Origin of the sequence: Avibacterium sp. 21-595 (assembly GCF_023611905.1) — a bacterium.
In the GTDB taxonomy this organism is placed as follows: domain Bacteria; phylum Pseudomonadota; class Gammaproteobacteria; order Enterobacterales; family Pasteurellaceae; genus Avibacterium.
On record NZ_CP091455.1, the window covers coordinates 1826174 to 1842497 of the forward strand.

Below are 16324 nucleotides of genomic sequence, written 5' to 3' on the forward strand. Positions count from 1 at the left end.
AACCGGTTTATTATCAATGAAATCGCCTTTAAAGTCCATTAGGCATTAAAGCGATTTTACTGCTGGAAGCATTAATTCAGGATCAGGATATTGATAAACAAAATCTAATTCTTGGCAAATTTTATTGCCTTCAATAATTCGCCTTGGATCCGTAGATGAACAAATAAAGTGCGGTGCAATTACACCAAGTTTTTCCGCCATTTTCCCATAATATTGCGCTTTGGTCGGATGATAAGGCGCAGAAAGATGATACAAACGCTGCCCACTTGGGGTTTCAAGCAAAAGCTGAATCGCTCTCGCACAATCATCAATATGCACTAAATTGACTGGCGTGTTACCTTGTTTCACATCTTGCTTATTTGCTAACGCATAAACTGGATGACGATCTGCCCCCACAAGCCCTGCAAAGCGGATAATATCGCAATCAACATTAGGCAATGTGGCTAGCCATTTTTCAATTTCAAGCAAGCCCTGCCCAATTTCACTGTCAGGTTGTGGCAACTGCGCTTCATCAAAATGCCCACTTTGCATCGGAAAAACGGAACTGGAACTAATAAAAATAAAATGCTGAACACCGTGATTTAGCGCCTCATTGACCAAATTTTTAATGCCTTGCACATAATCTTTGACATCAAAAAAATATTGGCTTGGTGGAATATTTATCACCAAGCTATCCACGGTCAAAAGCGCAGATAAATCATCAGGATCGGCATTGATTTCAGGCTCAAGCAACAAGTGATAGGTTTCCAATCGCATTAAGCGCATTTGTTCCACCTCATCGTGTGTACGTTTCGTGCCTTTTACTGTCCAGCCTAAATGTTTTAAATGGCGAGCAAGGGGCAACCCTAACCAACCTAATCCAACGATTGCAACAGATCGCATATTACCTCGGTAATCCAATTATTGTGTCGTCAATTCTAGCCGAAAAAGCACCGCACTTGAAAATAATTTGCTTCCCGATTGATTATTTCGTCAATAAATCCAATGCTTCTTGGTATTTATCCACCGTTTTTTGGATCACCTCAGCAGGAACTTTTGGGGCGGGAGGTTCTTTATTCCAACCGCTGTTTTCCAGCCAATCACGGATAAATTGTTTATCAAAAGAAGGCGGATTTATGCCTTCTTGGTAGCTGTCCACCGACCAAAAACGGCTAGAATCCGGTGTTAGCACTTCGTCCATTAAAGTAAGCGTGCCGTTTTCATCTAGTCCAAATTCAAATTTGGTATCACAAATGATAATGCCTTTGGTTAATGCATATTCTGCCGCTGCTTTGTAAAGTGCTAGGGCTTTTTCTTTTACTTGCGCCGCTAATTCCGCCCCAATGAGTGCTTCACATTCGGCATAGCTAATATTGATGTCGTGATTGCCCACTTCTTCTTTACTTGACGGGGTAAAAATTGGCTCAGGCAATTTGCTCGCTTCTTGCAAACCTTTCGGTAATTCAAGCCCACAGATCGTTCCTGTTTGTAAGTAATCTTTTAAGCCACTTCCCGTGAGATAGCCACGAACAATAGATTCAATTTTAATCGGCGTTAAACGCTGACATACAACAGCACGATCTTTGACTAAATCAGCTTCCGCTTTTGGCAATACATCATAGACACTGTCGCCGGTAAAATGATTTGGCATAATAGGGGCTAATTTATTAAACCAGAAGTTAGAAATTTGGGTAAGAATTTCGCCTTTGCGTGGAATGGGATCATCTAAAATCACATCAAATGCCGATAAACGATCGGTTGCCACCATTAACATTCGTTTGTCGTCAATTTCATAGAGATCACGCACTTTGCCTGAATAAATTTTTTTTAGACTTAATTCGCTCATTTTTACCTCGTTTAGCTCATAAAAAAACTGCCGAATATTGTACCGCACTTTTAATTAATTTACGCAAACGTTTGCTTGTTTTTTTAGAATAATTGAATAAATCCTTATTACAAAGAGAAAAGAAAAAGAAAGTATTGAGAATCACACAAAGATCAGGGAAAATAACCCTCATATTTTTCAGTATAACGAATAATAACCTATGTCTTTAAACGATTATCCACAACAAGTTAATAAACGTAGAACTTTTGCTATTATTTCTCACCCCGATGCAGGTAAAACCACTATCACAGAAAAAGTGTTGCTTTATGGAAATGCGATTCAAAAAGCAGGGTCAGTGAAAGGGAAAGGTTCTGCGCAACACGCCAAATCAGACTGGATGGAAATGGAAAAGCAACGTGGAATTTCCATTACCACTTCTGTCATGCAATTTCCTTACAATAATTGCCTAGTCAATTTATTAGATACTCCGGGACACGAAGACTTCTCTGAAGATACTTACCGCACATTAACCGCAGTAGATAGCTGTTTAATGGTGATAGACAGTGCCAAAGGGGTTGAAGAGCGCACCATTAAACTAATGGAAGTCACTCGCTTGCGTGATACGCCAATTCTCACTTTTATGAATAAATTGGACCGCGATATTCGTGATCCGATGGAATTATTAGATGAAGTAGAAAGCGTACTCAATATTCATTGTGCGCCGATTACTTGGCCGATTGGTTGCGGTAAATTATTTAAAGGTGTTTATCATCTTTATAAAGATGAAACCTATCTTTACCAAACAGGGCAAGGGCATACGATTCAACAAGTTCGCGTGGTGAAAGGTCTTGATAATCCTGAATTAGATCAAGCAGTAGGCACAGATTTAGCACAGCAATTGCGAGATGAATTAGAACTGGTACAAGGCGCATCTAATGAATTTGATCTATCTCTTTTCCTTTCTGGCGAATTGACCCCTGTATTCTTTGGTACAGCACTAGGTAATTTCGGGGTTGATCATTTCCTTGATGGTCTAACTGAATGGGCGCCAATTCCACAAGCTCGTCAAGCAGATACCCGAATCGTAGAAAGCAGTGAAGAAAAGCTTACTGGCTTTGTCTTTAAAATCCAAGCCAATATGGATCCAAAGCACCGCGACCGTGTTGCATTTATGCGTGTTGTTTCAGGAAAATATGAAAAAGGGATGAAACTGCGCCACGTTCGTATCGGTAAAGATGTCGTGATTTCAGATGCACTTACCTTTATGGCAGGCGATCGTACTCACGCTGAAGAAGCCTATGCGGGGGATATTATCGGTTTACATAACCATGGCACGATTCAAATTGGCGATACTTTCACGCAAGGGGAAGAATTAAAATTCACTGGCATTCCAAACTTTGCCCCAGAATTATTCCGCCGTATTCGCCTTAAAGATCCACTCAAACAAAAACAATTACTCAAAGGTTTAGTACAACTCTCAGAAGAAGGTGCTGTGCAAGTTTTCCGCCCTCTCACCAATAATGATCTTATCGTCGGTGCGGTAGGGGTGTTGCAATTTGATGTGGTTGTCGCTCGCTTAAAATCTGAATATAACGTCGAAGCCATTTACGAAACCGTAAATGTCGCCACCGCACGCTGGGTGGAAGGTGATGATGTGAAAAAATTTGAAGAATTTAAACGTAAAAATGAACAAAATCTTGCTTTAGATGGAGGGGATAATCTCACCTATATCGCCCCAACAATGGTTAATCTGAACCTCACTCAAGAGCGTTATCCTGACATCACTTTCTTTAAAACAAGAGAACATTAATCACCAAAATGGGCTTACTGCCCATTTTTCTTACTTTACCAATCCCTCTCATATACAGCAAATATTCCCCCTTTACAAAAAAGTGAATTAATCATTTTATCTATAAAATAGCAAGTTTATCTTTTCTAAAAAAACTTGAAATACCCCTTATTCAAGCTTACAAGAATATAGAAATGAAGAAAAAACGAAGCAATTACATCATTAAGCTACCATAAAATTTAAGAAATTATTAACTCTCACCTTATTTTTGCTACTAATAATGTTCTTTAAAGAAAAAATTACGCTGAATGAAGGTTATTCTGGTAAAAAAACTAGGAAGAATTTAGTGAGATTGAACAGTTTTAGAAAAAACCTTGCTTATCCAATAGTTAATAGGTTTTGTAATACTTCTTATAATTTTATAGTAGATACAAAAAGAAAATTACTCTATATAAACGTAAATGACGAATAGAAAAGCTGAATTTACAATTATCTTATTGATTTACTTGATATTTTAAATGGTGCCCGAGGGCGGACTTGAACCGCCACGACTCGAAAGTCGAGGGATTTTAAATCCCTTGTGTCTACCGATTTCACCACTCGGGCTGAGTGATATGCTGACTGCGGTTGAAATATGGAGGCGTGTCCCGGAGTCGAACCGAGCTACATGGATTTGCAATCCAGTGCATAACCGCTTTGCTAACACGCCGTAGCGTAAATTGGAGCGGGAAACGAGGCTCGAACTCGCGACCCCGACCTTGGCAAGGTCGTGCTCTACCAACTGAGCTATTCCCGCTTTCGCTGCAACACATTCGCTGTCAGTGGCGTGCATTTTACTAACTTCTTGAACGCTGTCAATTAAAAATATGAAAAAACATTATTGATTGATGAAAAAAAATGCAAAGCTAACAAACTTGCTTTAAAACAAAGCGATTTATGGATAATTTTAGATCGTTTTTAATCCTTGTGTCTTATCAGCAAACTAAATTTAAAATCTACTTTCAACAGGCGATCCTTTATGCCAAAATGGCACTATTCTATTTATCAAGACTGCACAAAATTGTTTTCTTTATGAATACAAAGTGCGGTGCAATTTTTTGTAATTTTTACGAGGAAGGATATGACACAACAATATAAGATTGAAACATTACTCGCGCAAGCAGGCAATCGCACAGATGAAAGAACCGGTGCCGTTTCCACACCAATTTTTCTTTCCACTGCCTATGGCCATCATGGTATTGGTGAAAGTACCGGTTATGATTATACCCGAACAAAAAACCCAACCCGTACCGTTTTAGAAGAAACTATTGCAAAATTAGAAGGCGGTGAAAGGGGCTTTGCTTGCGCCTCAGGTATGGCTGCCATTCAGTTAATTATGCAGTTATTTGCTTCTCCGGATGAATGGATTGTCTCTAGTGATGTGTATGGCGGTACTTATCGTTTATTAGATTTCGCCTATAAAAATACGCACGGGGTGAAACCTGTTTATGTCAATACGGCCTCTCTTGATGCCATTGAGCAGGCCATTACGCCAAACACCAAAGCGATTTTTGTGGAAACCCCTTCAAATCCGTTAATGGAAGAATGCAATGTGCCAGCTATTGCTAAATTGGCGAAAAAACATAATTTGTTACTTATTGTTGATAATACATTCTTAACGCCAGTACTCTTCCGTCCTTTAGAATGTGGCGCTGATATCGTAATCCACAGTGGCACAAAATATCTTGCAGGGCATAATGATGCGTTAGTGGGCTTAGTCGTTGCCAATGGGCAAGAATTATGTGATCGTTTATTCTATATCCAAAATGGGGCGGGCGCAGTGCTTTCACCATTTGATAGTTTCTTAACTATTCGCGGAATGAAAACCTTAGCATTACGTATGGAACGCCATCAAAAAAATGCCCAAGAATTAGCGAAATTCCTCGCAAGCCAACCACAAGTGAAGGATGTACTTTATCCAAATAAAGGCGGAATGCTCTCTTTCCGTTTGCAAGAAGAGTCTTGGGTAAATCCGTTCTTAAAAGCAATTAAGCTCATTACTTTTGCTGAAAGCCTTGGCGGTACAGAAAGTTTCATCACCTACCCTGCAACCCAAACGCATATGGATATTCCAGAAGCAGAACGTATTGCCCGCGGTGTGTGTAATTGCCTGCTACGTTTCTCGGTGGGATTGGAAGATGTGGAAGATCTCAAAGCGGATCTACTACAAGCCTTCGCCCAATTAAACTCATAAAACGGAGAAAAGATAATGAAAGTCGCTGTTTATAGTACCAAAAGCTACGATCGTAAATATTTAGAATTGGTCAATGTGAAATACGGCTTCGAGCTGGAATTTTTTGATTTTATGCTCACGGAATCGACAGCGAAAATGGCAGAGCATTGCGATGTGGTGTGTATTTTCGTGAATGACGATGGCAGTCGAAAAGTATTAGAAAAACTCGCCGCACTTGGCGTAAAAATGGTGGCGTTGCGTTGTGCTGGTTTTAATAATGTCGATCTCAAAGCGGCACAAGAATTAGGCATTCAAGTGGTTCGTGTACCAGCCTATTCACCAGAGGCGGTGGCTGAACATACCGTTGGTTTAATGCTAACGCTAAACCGTAAAATTCATCGTGCTTATCAAAGAACAAGAGAAGCGAATTTCTCTCTTGAGGGTTTAACCGGCTTTAATATGCACGGACGCACCGTTGGCGTGATTGGTACAGGAAAAATCGGCATTGCGGTAATGCGTATCTTAAAAGGATTTGGTATGCATATTTTGGCTTACGATCCGTTTAAAAATCCTGTTGCCGAAGAATTAGGCGCAGAATATGTTGAATTAGATGAATTGTATGCAAAATCACATATTATCACTTTGCACTGCCCTGCTACGCCAGAAAATTATCATCTACTCAATCGTGATGCCTTTGCTAAAATGCGTGATGGGGTGATGATTATCAATACAAGTCGTGGAACATTGATTGATACACAAGCCGCAATAGATGCGTTAAAACAGCGTAAAATTGGCGCATTAGGAATGGATGTGTACGAAAATGAACGTGAGCTATTCTTTGAAGATAAATCAAACGAAGTGATTCAAGATGATGTCTTCCGCCGTTTATCATCGTGCCATAATGTACTTTTAACAGGGCATCAAGCATTTCTTACCGAAGAAGCGCTAACCAGTATTTCTAATGTTACCTTAGAGAATATTTATACCTTGCAAACAGGTAAGCCTTGCCCTAACCTAGTGTTGCCTTCTTAACTTTTAACAATTGAACTGATTAGTGTGAGCAATTTGATTTTATGCTATGATGCCCACACTTTAGCAATCACGCCAATATGGCTAGAAACAAAAAATAAGGAAAATAAAATGAGTGAAGTATTACATACTACTGACGCCACTTTCGAGGCAGATGTTTTAAGATCTGATGTCCCTGTATTGTTAGATTTTTGGGCGCCTTGGTGTGGCCCTTGCCGTATGGTAGGCCCTATCCTTGATGAATTAGCTGCAGAACTTGGTGATAAAGTCAAAATCGTAAAAATTAACATTGACGAAAACCAAGCAACCCCATCCCAATTTGGCGTTCGCAGTATTCCAACATTATTAATGTTTAAAGAAGGAAAAGCTGTCGCAACACAAGTAGGTGCATTACCAAAAAATCAATTAGCGGCATTTATTGCACAAAATAGTTAATTTCCTCTAAAAAATAACCTCATCAAATGATGAGGTTATTTTCATTTCAATGGTAGAAATTTTGCATTCTCTCTCTTGCTTAACTTGGCAACATTCCCAAAATTACACAATATGCTATAAAATTTATCTACTTCAAACGCTCTTTCAACCAATGAAAAAATGTATCGCCATTCATAAATCCTGTAATTCGAGCGGATTCAATTTCATTACCTTGCTGATCAAAAAAGATAAGGGTTGGTAACCCTAGCACATTTAATTTTTCCATTAATGCTTTGTTTTCATTGCTATTTTTTGTCATATCAACTTGTAACAATAAAATATTGTCAAACGCCTGCTGAACCTTGGGATCAGAAAAAGTATATTTTTCAAATTCCTTGCACGCCACGCACCAGTCAGCATACAAATCAAGCATAGCAAAAGTGCGGTCGTTTTTTTGCAAAATTTTTTGTAGCTCTTCATAAGTACTTACTTTTTGAAAAGTATTTTGATGAGCGTTTGTTACTTGCACTAAATTAGATTCAGCCCACAGCCACCCTTGCAAGGGCTTAACCAACATCATTGCTAAGATGAAAAAGCCAATACGCAACACCCAGCCAATGCCTCGCCCCTGTATTTGCAAGCCTGCCCATAAGCAGAAAGACACACCAAGCAACGCCCATAAGCGGTTTTCCCAGATTTCGGGCAAAATGCGAGAAAGCAGGAAAACTGGCAAAGCAAGCATAACAAAGCCGAAAATCACTTTCACTTTGTCTAACCAATCACCCGATTTTGGCAAGATGCGATTACCGAAAACCGTCGCTAGAATCAATGGCACGCCCATTCCTAAGGCGAGTAAATAAAGAGTAATCGCGCCCGTAAATAAATCACCGCTTTGCGCAACATAAAGTAATGCCCCCGATAATGGCGCGGAAGTACAAGGTGATGCCACAAGTCCTGCGATCATTCCCATTACAAAAACGCCACCAAACGCGCCCCCCTTTTGTTTTTGGCTTAATAAGGTCAGCTTTGTTTGCAATGATGAAGGCAATTGTAAGGTGAATACACCAAACATTGATAAGGCAAGCAAAATAAAAATCAACGATAAACCGATTAGCACATAAGGACTTTGCAGTGCAATTTGAAACGGCAAGCCTATCGCAGCCACCGCTAAACCAAGCAAGGTGTAAGTCAATGCCATTCCTTGTACATAAGCCAAACTCAAGCCTAAGGCACGCACGGTGCTTGGGCGTTGCCCGCTACCAATCACCACCGCGGAGAGCAACGGTAACATTGGCAATACACAAGGGGTAAATGCCAAACCAACGCCTAATACAAAAAAGCCAAACACAGCATATTTGCTTTCAAAGAGACGTTGCGCCAAAGATTGCTGTTCATTTAATGCAGGCATAAGTGCGGTGTTTTTGGGCGAAGATTTTTCTACTGAATCTAATGATGAAGGCTGCCATTGCACAATTTTGGTTTCTGGCGGGTAACAAAACCCTTTGGTGCAACCTTGGTAGGTCACGCTAACTGTGTGTGGTGTTGTTGATGAAATCGGCACAGTTAAGGCTAAATGGTCACGATAAATTTCCGTTTCACCAAAAAATTCATCTTGATATTTTTCTGCGGGTGGAAACGGTAAACGTGCAATTTTTTGTTCCGCTTGTTCAACTGAAATTTCTTTTTTATAAAGATAATAATCGGGTGCAATTTGCCATATTAACTGCAAATTCTCCCCATTAGATTGGGTAGAAAATTGAAACGCCTCATCCGCGTGCAAAAATCGCGGTTTGCTATCAAACAGCCCTGCCTGTGCCACAAGTGCGGTACAAAAACAAAACAAAAAGGTAAAAATCTTTTTCATTCTCGCTTACTACCCTGATTAAATATTAAAACATAAAGCTCATTTGTGTGGGCTTATTCTAGCACAGTATCAACAGGCTAGATGGATAAAAAGTCTTGAGTTCTTTCACTTTATCTTATTTTCTTCGCTTACCTTCACCTTACTTAATTCTTAAAGAAAAATAAGAGTTGATAATCGTTATTATTTGATATAGTATGCCCACCTTAGTTATTTCGCAATAAAAAATAAGAGGCTATCAAATGAAAAAAGGAATTCATCCTGAAAATTACCGTACGGTACTTTTTTATGACAGTAACGCCAAACAAGGCTTTTTAATTCGTTCTTGTGCCAGAACTACACAAACGATGAAATGGGAAGATGGCAAAGAGTATCCCGTATTTATGTGTGATACCTCCTCTGCCTCTCACCCATTTTATACTGGCAAAACAAGACAAATTAATAATGAAGGCAGAGCAAGTAGCTTCCTGAACAGATATAGCAAATTTGGCTCACTCAAATCAAAATAAGGAGACATTATGCAAGTCCTTTCCTCATTAAAAACCGCAAAAACACGCCATCCTAAATGTAAAGTGGTTCGCAGACACGGTGTTGTTTATGTCATTTGCAAAGAAAACCCTCGCTTTAAAGCACGACAAGGTGGAAAAAAGAAAAAGCGTTAATTATTTGTAACATTATTTATCCATATCGCCCTCTAAGTTTACTAGAGGGCGTTTTTTCTTATCGCCTTAAATCCATTAAACCTATGATTTAGATCATAAAATTAAACAGAATTCACCACTTATACTTGTTACAATAATGTTGCAATTATACAATGGCGAACTTAGAATACCTCAGAATTATTAGTTTAAATCGCCAATAAAAATTGGAAAGGAAGACGTTAATATGGTTACAGCAAAAGTTTTAATCGTTGAAGATGAAGCCATTACAAGGAACACGCTAAAAAGCATTTTTGAAGCAGAAGGATATGACGTATTTGAAGCCAATGACGGCGTACAAATGCACAACATTCTTTCCAGCCAAGAAATTAATCTTGTCATTATGGACATTAATTTACCCGGCAAAAATGGACTAATGCTCGCACGAGAATTGCGTGAAACAACCAACACCGCATTAATGTTCCTCACAGGGCGTGATAATGAAGTGGATAAAATCTTAGGCTTAGAAATTGGCGCGGATGATTACATCACCAAGCCATTTAATCCAAGAGAATTAACGATTCGTGCGAGAAATTTATTACAACGCACTATGGCTGAAAACACCAAACACACCTCTCAACAAGTGGAACAATATCGTTTTAATGGCTGGACGTTAGATCTCAACAGCCGCACATTGATTAATCCAGAAGGTGAAGAATACAAACTACCGCGTAGTGAATTCCGTGCGATGTTACAATTTTGCGAAAACCCGGGGAAAATTCAATCTCGTGAAGAATTATTGAAAAAAATGACTGGGCGTGAACTAAAACCGCAAGATAGAACCGTGGATGTAACCATTCGCCGCATTCGTAAGCATTTTGAAGATCACCCTGATACCCCAGAACTTATCTCCACCATTCACGGTGAAGGGTATCGTTTTTGTGGGGAAATTGAGGCATAAGATAAGCGAATTTTTTAAGTGCGGTATAAAAAATAAAAATTTTTCCACCGCACTCATTTTTTGCTTTCTCTTCAAACGGCTTGCCTTTACTAATTTCCACTAACCCCTTAAAATGCTCCAAAATTTTTCTGGTATCACATAATGAACTCCTTAAAAACCCTTTTTATTCCTTTAATTATCAGTTTGTTACTGGCTGGCTGTGCGCTTGATATTGATGAGAACCGTCCAACCAATGTGCAATATATTGAAAAAAACGACCGCACTTGGCAGCAACATTTGCAACAAATTCAACAAATCCAAGCCTATCACGCAGAAGGGCAAATTGGCTATATCAGCACCAAACAGCGCTTTTCTACTGCCTTTGATTGGCAATATCAAACCCCCACCGCCTATACACTGGTGCTTTCTTCCGCCCTAAGCCGCGCAAAACTTACCTTCAAAATGCACGCGCAAGGTTTAACCATTTCTGATGAAAAAGGTAATCAGCGTTCTGCAAAAGATGCGCAACGATTATTACGTGAAATTATCGGAATGGATATTCCTCTCACCCAACTGGCCACTTGGCTAAAAGGGGAACCAAACAATCAGCAAGATTACAACGTAGGGACAAACCATTTGCTGGCGAACTTCACTTATCGCATAAATGATGAACAATGGACGGTAGATTATTTAAATTATCACCAAGAACGCTCGCCCGCCTTGCCGAGAGATATTTTGCTAAAAAACGCCCAACAAACCTTAAAAATTCGCGTTAATCATTGGAAATACTAATGAAAAATTATCATTTTTCCACCGCACTTTTAAATCCACCAAAAAATGGACGATACCGCTTTCCTAGCCCTGCAAAATTAAATTTGTTTCTTTATATTAATGGACGCTTGGAAAATGGTTACCACGAATTGCAAACCCTGTTCCAATTTCTGGATTTTGGCGATTGGCTAGACATTGAGGTAAGGGAGGATTCACAGATTCTTCTCTCACCAGAGATACCTCAATTAAAACAAGAAGAGAATCTCATTTATCGTGCCGCGCGTTTACTCCAACAGCATACAGGTTGCCAACTAGGCGCGAAGATTCACTTGGATAAAATCTTGCCAATGGGAGGCGGCGTTGGCGGAGGCTCATCGAATGCGGCGACGACACTGGTAGCACTTAATACGTTGTGGAATACCCAATGTTCTCTTAAAGAATTAGCGGAATTAGGCTTACAACTGGGGGCAGATGTGCCAATCTTTGTTCACGGTAAAGCGGCTTTTGCTGAAGGAGTAGGAGAAAAAATTGATTATTGTCATCCACCAGAAAAATGGTATGTGGTGCTAAAACCTGAGGTTTCTATTTCAACAGGGCTTATTTTTCAAGATCCTCATTTGCCACGCAATACCCCAAAAAAGCCTCTTTCACAACTTTTAGCTGAAAATTATACAAACGATTGCGAAAAAATTGTGCGAGATCATTATCCAGAGGTTGAAGAACTACTGGGCTGGTTGTTACAATATGCCCCCGCAAGACTAACGGGAACAGGGGCTTGTGTTTTCGCAGAATTTGACGATGCTCAATCTGCTCAAGCAGTATTTCTAAATAAGCCAAAAGACTGTTTTGGTTTTGTTGCACAAGGAGTGAATGTTTCGCCATTGCATCAAGTGATGAAACATTTATTCAAATAAGATCAATATGTTACACATTCTTCCATCTAAAATTCTGAGGTTAATTTTACAATGCCTGACATAAAACTTTTCGCTGGTAATGCAACGCCAGAACTAGCAAAACGAATTTCTGAACGCTTATATCTCTCACTGGGTGATGCCACTGTGGGACGTTTTAGTGATGGAGAAATTCAAGTTCAGATCAATGAAAACGTGCGTGGTAGTGATGTTTTCATTATTCAATCAACCTGCGCGCCAACAAATGATAACCTAATGGAATTACTTGTGATGGTTGATGCCTTACGCCGTGCATCAGCAGGCCGTATCACTGCGGTAATCCCTTATTTCGGCTATGCGCGTCAAGATCGCCGTGTACGCTCTGCTCGTGTTCCAATCACGGCAAAAGTCGTGGCAGATTTCTTATCAAGCGTTGGGGTGGATCGCGTTTTAACTTGTGATCTTCACGCGGAACAAATTCAAGGTTTCTTTGATGTACCAGTGGATAACGTATTTGGTTCCCCAGTGTTAATTCACGATATTTTAAAGAAAACCGATCTTGAAAACCCAATCGTTGTTTCGCCTGATATTGGCGGTGTGGTTCGCGCTCGTGCAGTTGCTAAATTGCTCAACGATACCGATATGGCAATCATTGATAAACGTCGTCCAAAAGCGAATGTCGCACAAGTAATGCATATTATTGGTGATGTGGCTGGACGTGATTGTATTCTTGTTGATGATATGATCGATACAGGGGGAACACTATGCAAAGCAGCAGAAGCCTTAAAAGAACGTGGTGCGAGACGTGTCTTTGCTTACGCAACCCACGCAGTATTCTCTGGCTCAGCCGCGAAAAACCTTGCCAGTGATGCCCTTGATGAAATCGTCGTAACCGACACAATCCCACTTATTCCTGAAATCAAAGCGTTAGGTAAAGTGCGGGTGCTTACGCTTTCAAGTATGCTTGCTGAAGCCATTCGCCGTATTAGTAACGAAGAATCGATCTCTGCAATGTTTAGCTAGTTGCATAGATACACAAAACAGAAACAACAACAAAAAGCTGATTACATTGTAATCAGCTTTTTTCATCAATATCTCAGTGCTTAAAAATTGACATTATCCCCACAGGTTCAGCGAGTTAGCCTTGATAATGCCCTACACCAAGTTCATCTTCCTTGCGCGTGCGGTTAATCACGGCTTGTGGGGATTGCACGACACGCAAACCCATTTGGTCTTCGGTGCGCACAACATCACCACGCAGAGAGTTGGTGAATACATCGGTGATTTTAATATCAACAAACTTACCAATCATATCTGGTGTTCCGACAAAATTCACAATCCGATTTGTTTCAGTTCGACCAGTCAATTCCATAATATCTTTTTTAGAGGGGCCTTCCACTAACACGCGCTGTTCTGTGCCAAGCATTGCCCGGCTAAATTGTGCCGCTTGATTGTTAATGCGTTGTTGTAGCACATATAAGCGTTGTTTTTTCTCCTCTTCGCTCACATCATCAGGAATATCCGCTGCTGGTGTTCCCGGGCGGGCAGAATAGATAAAGCTAAAGCTCATATCGAAATTTACTTGTGCAATCAGATTCATTGTATCTTCAAAATCTTGCTCTGTTTCGCCGGGGAAACCAACAATAAAGTCAGAGCTAATCTGAATATCCGGGCGTACTTTGCGTAATTTACGAATAATGGATTTATATTCTAATGCCGTATGCCCACGCTTCATTTGATTTAGAATACGATCTGAACCACTTTGTACAGGTAAATGTAAAAAGCTAACTAATTCAGGGGTATCCTCATAAACCTCAATAATATCATCCGTAAATTCAATCGGGTGGCTCGTGGTAAAACGCACACGATCAATGCCATCAATCGCCGCCACTAAACGCAATAATTCAGCAAAAGAACAAATCCCCCCATCGTGCGTTGGCCCGCGGTACGCATTCACATTTTGCCCTAATAAATTCACTTCACGTACGCCTTGTTCGGCTAGCTGTGCGATCTCAAATAGCACATCATCTAGCGGACGGCTCACTTCTTCGCCACGGGTATAAGGCACAACACAGAAAGTGCAATATTTATTACAACCTTCCATAATCGACACAAAGGCCGTTGGCCCTTCAGCACGCGGTTCTGGTAAACGGTCAAATTTTTCAATTTCAGGGAAACTCACGTCCACCACGGAACTTTTCCCGCCACGAATCTGATTGATCATTTCAGGCAGGCGGTGCAAGGTTTGTGGGCCAAAGACAATATCAACATAAGGCGCACGGCTACGAATATGCTCGCCTTCTTGTGAGGCCACACATCCCCCTACGCCAATCACTAAAGCAGGATTTGTTTTCTTTAATTCTTTCCAACGTCCTAACTGATGAAATACTTTTTCCTGTGCTTTTTCACGAATAGAACAGGTGTTTAACAGCAACACATCCGCTTCTTCAGGAATCTCAGTTAATTCCAAACCATGTGTACTATTTAATAAATCTGCCATTTTTGAGCTGTCATATTCATTCATCTGACAGCCCCACGTTTTAATATGTAATTTTTGCGTCATAATTTGCTTTAAAATCGTTTAACCTGTAAAAATCAACTGGCTATTTTACCGACTTGTGCGAATGGTGGCTAGTTAAAATAATCTTTTCTTTTGAATTTTACTCATAAAAGGTAAACTAACGGGCAATGAAAAAGGTCTGTGCGGTATAAAAATAACGAAAAAAACCACCGCACTTTTAGCTAGAATAAAAAGAGGCAAAAATGGATACACAACGCGATGTAATTATTGTTGGTGGTGGAATGGTAGGCGCCGCTTGTGCCGTGGGATTAGGGCAACAAGGATTAAATGTGCAACTGATTGAAAGCGCGCCCTTGCCAACCTTTTGTGCAAACTCGCCTTATGATTTACGCATTTCCGCTATTAGTCTTGCCTCAGTGCAATTATTGCAACAATTACAAAGCTGGCAATATATCGAAAAAATGCGTCTTTGTCCCTATCGAGCCTTAGAAACGTGGGAAATTGATGGCTTTTCTACCTACTTTCATTGCGAAGAATTAGCGCATTCCGAACTTGGTTATATGGTAGAAAATAATGTTATCCAGCTTGGTTTATGGCAAGCCTTTTCATCACTTGAAAACGTGCAAAGTCGCTTACAAGCGAAAATAGAACGTGCAGAAAAGTGCGGTGAAAATTGGCAGATTTTTTTAACCAATGGCGAACAGTATTCCGCCCCTTTAGTGATTGCCGCAGACGGGGCGAACTCGCAACTTCGCCAAATAGCTGGCATTGGTGTAACCGGCTGGCAATATCGGCAAGATTGTTTATTGATTTTAGTGGATACGGAATTGCCACAACAAGATACCACTTGGCAGCAATTTTTCCCTTCAGGCCCAAGAGCCTTTTTACCCCTCGAGGGGCAACAAGCTTGTCTTGTGTGGTATGACAGTCCTGAAAAAATCAACCAGCTGAAACAATTATCCAAAGAAAAATTAGCCCAAGCCATTGAACAAGCCTTCCCTGCTCGATTAGGTCGCATTAAGGTGCAACAAACGGGCAGTTTTGCACTCACCCGCCGCCACGCTCAACACTATTATCGCCAAGGCATTGTCCTCGTAGGGGATGCCGCCCACACGATAAATCCATTGGCTGGACAAGGCGTAAACTTAGGCTTTAAAGATGTCAAAGCCCTATTACAAGTCATTGAAAGTGCGCAACAAAATCAACAAAATTTGGCTTCTGATGAAGTATTAAAACGCTATCAAAATTTGCGTATGAAAGATAATTTACTGATGCAATCCGCGATGGATTTATTTTATAAAGGTTTTAAAACCGAGTTATTGCCAGTTAAAGTAGCCCGTAACTTAGCCTTATTCCTTGCAGGGAAAGCTACGCCACTAAAAAAACAAGCGTTGAAGTATGCCTTGGGGTTGTAATAGTAAGTGTAAAAATGCGGTGAAAAATCACCGCACTTTA

15 protein-coding genes and 3 tRNA genes are annotated in these 16324 nt (G+C 40.3%); 11 read left to right on the forward strand and 7 right to left on the reverse strand.

The features are described 5' to 3' along the window. Positions 1-45: 45 nt before the first annotated feature. Positions 46-882: an SDR family oxidoreductase gene (locus L4F92_RS08435; protein WP_250363404.1), complete on the reverse strand. Its 837-nt coding sequence runs from the start codon at positions 880-882 to the stop codon at positions 46-48. An 82-nt stretch (positions 883-964) separates the two neighbouring features. Then, the gene (locus tag L4F92_RS08440; RefSeq protein WP_250363405.1) at positions 965-1825 is read right to left on the reverse strand and encodes a phosphoribosylaminoimidazolesuccinocarboxamide synthase; all 861 of its coding nucleotides are present in this window, start codon (positions 1823-1825) and stop codon (positions 965-967) included. 199 nt (positions 1826-2024) lie between these two features. On the opposite strand from L4F92_RS08440, the gene prfC reads away from it, so the two are divergent. After that, positions 2025-3614 carry a peptide chain release factor 3 gene (gene prfC, locus L4F92_RS08445; protein WP_250349738.1) on the forward strand — a complete coding sequence of 530 codons (1590 nt, stop codon included), beginning with the start codon at positions 2025-2027 and terminating at the stop codon, positions 3612-3614. 498 nt (positions 3615-4112) lie between these two features. Here prfC and L4F92_RS08450 read toward each other — a convergent pair. From L4F92_RS08450 to L4F92_RS08460, 3 genes are all read right to left on the reverse strand, one after another. Then, positions 4113-4199: transfer RNA gene (locus tag L4F92_RS08450), tRNA-Leu, on the reverse strand. A 29-nt stretch (positions 4200-4228) separates the two neighbouring features. Continuing rightward, a tRNA-Cys gene (locus L4F92_RS08455) sits at positions 4229-4302 on the reverse strand. A gap of 11 nt (positions 4303-4313) precedes the next feature. Then, positions 4314-4389, reverse strand: a tRNA-Gly gene (locus L4F92_RS08460). A 324-nt stretch (positions 4390-4713) separates the two neighbouring features. Between L4F92_RS08460 and L4F92_RS08465 the strand changes: the two genes are divergently transcribed. From L4F92_RS08465 to trxA, 3 genes are all read left to right on the forward strand, one after another. Next, a complete protein-coding gene (locus tag L4F92_RS08465; RefSeq protein WP_250363406.1) occupies positions 4714-5826 on the forward strand; it encodes a methionine biosynthesis PLP-dependent protein in 1113 nt (370 codons plus the stop codon). A gap of 15 nt (positions 5827-5841) precedes the next feature. Further along, a complete protein-coding gene (locus L4F92_RS08470; protein WP_250363407.1) occupies positions 5842-6837 on the forward strand; it encodes a 2-hydroxyacid dehydrogenase in 996 nt (331 codons plus the stop codon). Between the two features lie 108 nt (positions 6838-6945). Continuing rightward, positions 6946-7269 carry a thioredoxin gene (gene trxA, locus L4F92_RS08475; protein WP_250363408.1) on the forward strand — a complete coding sequence of 108 codons (324 nt, stop codon included), beginning with the start codon at positions 6946-6948 and terminating at the stop codon, positions 7267-7269. 127 nt (positions 7270-7396) lie between these two features. On the opposite strand, the gene L4F92_RS08480 is transcribed toward trxA, so the two are convergent. Further along, positions 7397-9112 (reverse strand): protein-disulfide reductase DsbD, encoded by a 1716-nt coding sequence (locus tag L4F92_RS08480; protein ID WP_250363409.1) that lies wholly within the window; start codon positions 9110-9112, stop codon positions 7397-7399. Between the two features lie 239 nt (positions 9113-9351). Between L4F92_RS08480 and L4F92_RS08485 the strand changes: the two genes are divergently transcribed. The 6 genes from L4F92_RS08485 to L4F92_RS08510 all read left to right on the forward strand — a co-directional run bounded on the left by L4F92_RS08485 (position 9352) and on the right by L4F92_RS08510 (position 13371). Next, positions 9352-9618: a type B 50S ribosomal protein L31 gene (locus L4F92_RS08485; protein ID WP_103852717.1), complete on the forward strand. Its 267-nt coding sequence runs from the start codon at positions 9352-9354 to the stop codon at positions 9616-9618. A gap of 9 nt (positions 9619-9627) precedes the next feature. Further along, positions 9628-9771: a type B 50S ribosomal protein L36 gene (gene ykgO / locus L4F92_RS08490; RefSeq protein WP_017806982.1), complete on the forward strand. Its 144-nt coding sequence runs from the start codon at positions 9628-9630 to the stop codon at positions 9769-9771. 223 nt (positions 9772-9994) lie between these two features. Continuing rightward, the gene (gene arcA, locus L4F92_RS08495) at positions 9995-10708 is read left to right on the forward strand and encodes a two-component system response regulator ArcA (protein ID WP_250363410.1); all 714 of its coding nucleotides are present in this window, start codon (positions 9995-9997) and stop codon (positions 10706-10708) included. 141 nt (positions 10709-10849) lie between these two features. Continuing rightward, positions 10850-11479: a lipoprotein insertase outer membrane protein LolB gene (gene lolB / locus L4F92_RS08500; protein WP_250363411.1), complete on the forward strand. Its 630-nt coding sequence runs from the start codon at positions 10850-10852 to the stop codon at positions 11477-11479. After that, the gene (ispE, locus tag L4F92_RS08505; protein ID WP_250363412.1) at positions 11479-12372 is read left to right on the forward strand and encodes a 4-(cytidine 5'-diphospho)-2-C-methyl-D-erythritol kinase; all 894 of its coding nucleotides are present in this window, start codon (positions 11479-11481) and stop codon (positions 12370-12372) included. Before lolB ends, ispE begins: the two co-directional genes overlap by 1 nt. 51 nt (positions 12373-12423) lie before the next feature. Then, entirely contained in the window at positions 12424-13371 is a 948-nt protein-coding gene (locus L4F92_RS08510) for a ribose-phosphate pyrophosphokinase (RefSeq protein ID WP_250349712.1), read from the forward strand. A 115-nt stretch (positions 13372-13486) separates the two neighbouring features. On the opposite strand, the gene miaB is transcribed toward L4F92_RS08510, so the two are convergent. Further along, on the reverse strand, positions 13487-14911 hold the full coding sequence (gene miaB / locus L4F92_RS08515) for a tRNA (N6-isopentenyl adenosine(37)-C2)-methylthiotransferase MiaB (protein WP_250363413.1): 1425 nt from the start codon (positions 14909-14911) through the stop codon (positions 13487-13489). Between the two features lie 200 nt (positions 14912-15111). Between miaB and L4F92_RS08520 the strand changes: the two genes are divergently transcribed. Further along, positions 15112-16284, forward strand: coding sequence for an FAD-dependent monooxygenase (locus L4F92_RS08520; RefSeq protein ID WP_250363414.1), 1173 nt, complete (start codon positions 15112-15114; stop codon positions 16282-16284). The last annotated feature ends 40 nt before the right edge of the window (positions 16285-16324 follow it).

Bases quoted from the DNA above. Each gene is read 5' to 3' on its own strand.
- L4F92_RS08470 (WP_250363407.1), top strand. From the start codon at position 5,842: ATGAAAGTCGCTGTTTATAGTACCAAAAGCTACGATCGTAAATATTTA.
- lolB (WP_250363411.1), top strand. From the start codon at position 10,850: ATGAACTCCTTAAAAACCCTTTTTATTCCTTTAATTATCAGTTTGTTA.
- ykgO (WP_017806982.1), top strand. From the start codon at position 9,628: ATGCAAGTCCTTTCCTCATTAAAAACCGCAAAAACACGCCATCCTAAA.
- L4F92_RS08435 (WP_250363404.1), bottom strand. From the start codon at position 882: ATGCGATCTGTTGCAATCGTTGGATTAGGTTGGTTAGGGTTGCCCCTT.
- L4F92_RS08510 (WP_250349712.1), top strand. From the start codon at position 12,424: ATGCCTGACATAAAACTTTTCGCTGGTAATGCAACGCCAGAACTAGCA.
- L4F92_RS08440 (WP_250363405.1), bottom strand. From the start codon at position 1,825: ATGAGCGAATTAAGTCTAAAAAAAATTTATTCAGGCAAAGTGCGTGAT.
- ispE (WP_250363412.1), top strand. From the start codon at position 11,479: ATGAAAAATTATCATTTTTCCACCGCACTTTTAAATCCACCAAAAAAT.
- prfC (WP_250349738.1), top strand. From the start codon at position 2,025: ATGTCTTTAAACGATTATCCACAACAAGTTAATAAACGTAGAACTTTT.
- arcA (WP_250363410.1), top strand. From the start codon at position 9,995: ATGGTTACAGCAAAAGTTTTAATCGTTGAAGATGAAGCCATTACAAGG.
- L4F92_RS08485 (WP_103852717.1), top strand. From the start codon at position 9,352: ATGAAAAAAGGAATTCATCCTGAAAATTACCGTACGGTACTTTTTTAT.
- trxA (WP_250363408.1), top strand. From the start codon at position 6,946: ATGAGTGAAGTATTACATACTACTGACGCCACTTTCGAGGCAGATGTT.
- L4F92_RS08480 (WP_250363409.1), bottom strand. From the start codon at position 9,112: ATGAAAAAGATTTTTACCTTTTTGTTTTGTTTTTGTACCGCACTTGTG.
- L4F92_RS08520 (WP_250363414.1), top strand. From the start codon at position 15,112: ATGGATACACAACGCGATGTAATTATTGTTGGTGGTGGAATGGTAGGC.
- miaB (WP_250363413.1), bottom strand. From the start codon at position 14,911: ATGACGCAAAAATTACATATTAAAACGTGGGGCTGTCAGATGAATGAA.
- L4F92_RS08465 (WP_250363406.1), top strand. From the start codon at position 4,714: ATGACACAACAATATAAGATTGAAACATTACTCGCGCAAGCAGGCAAT.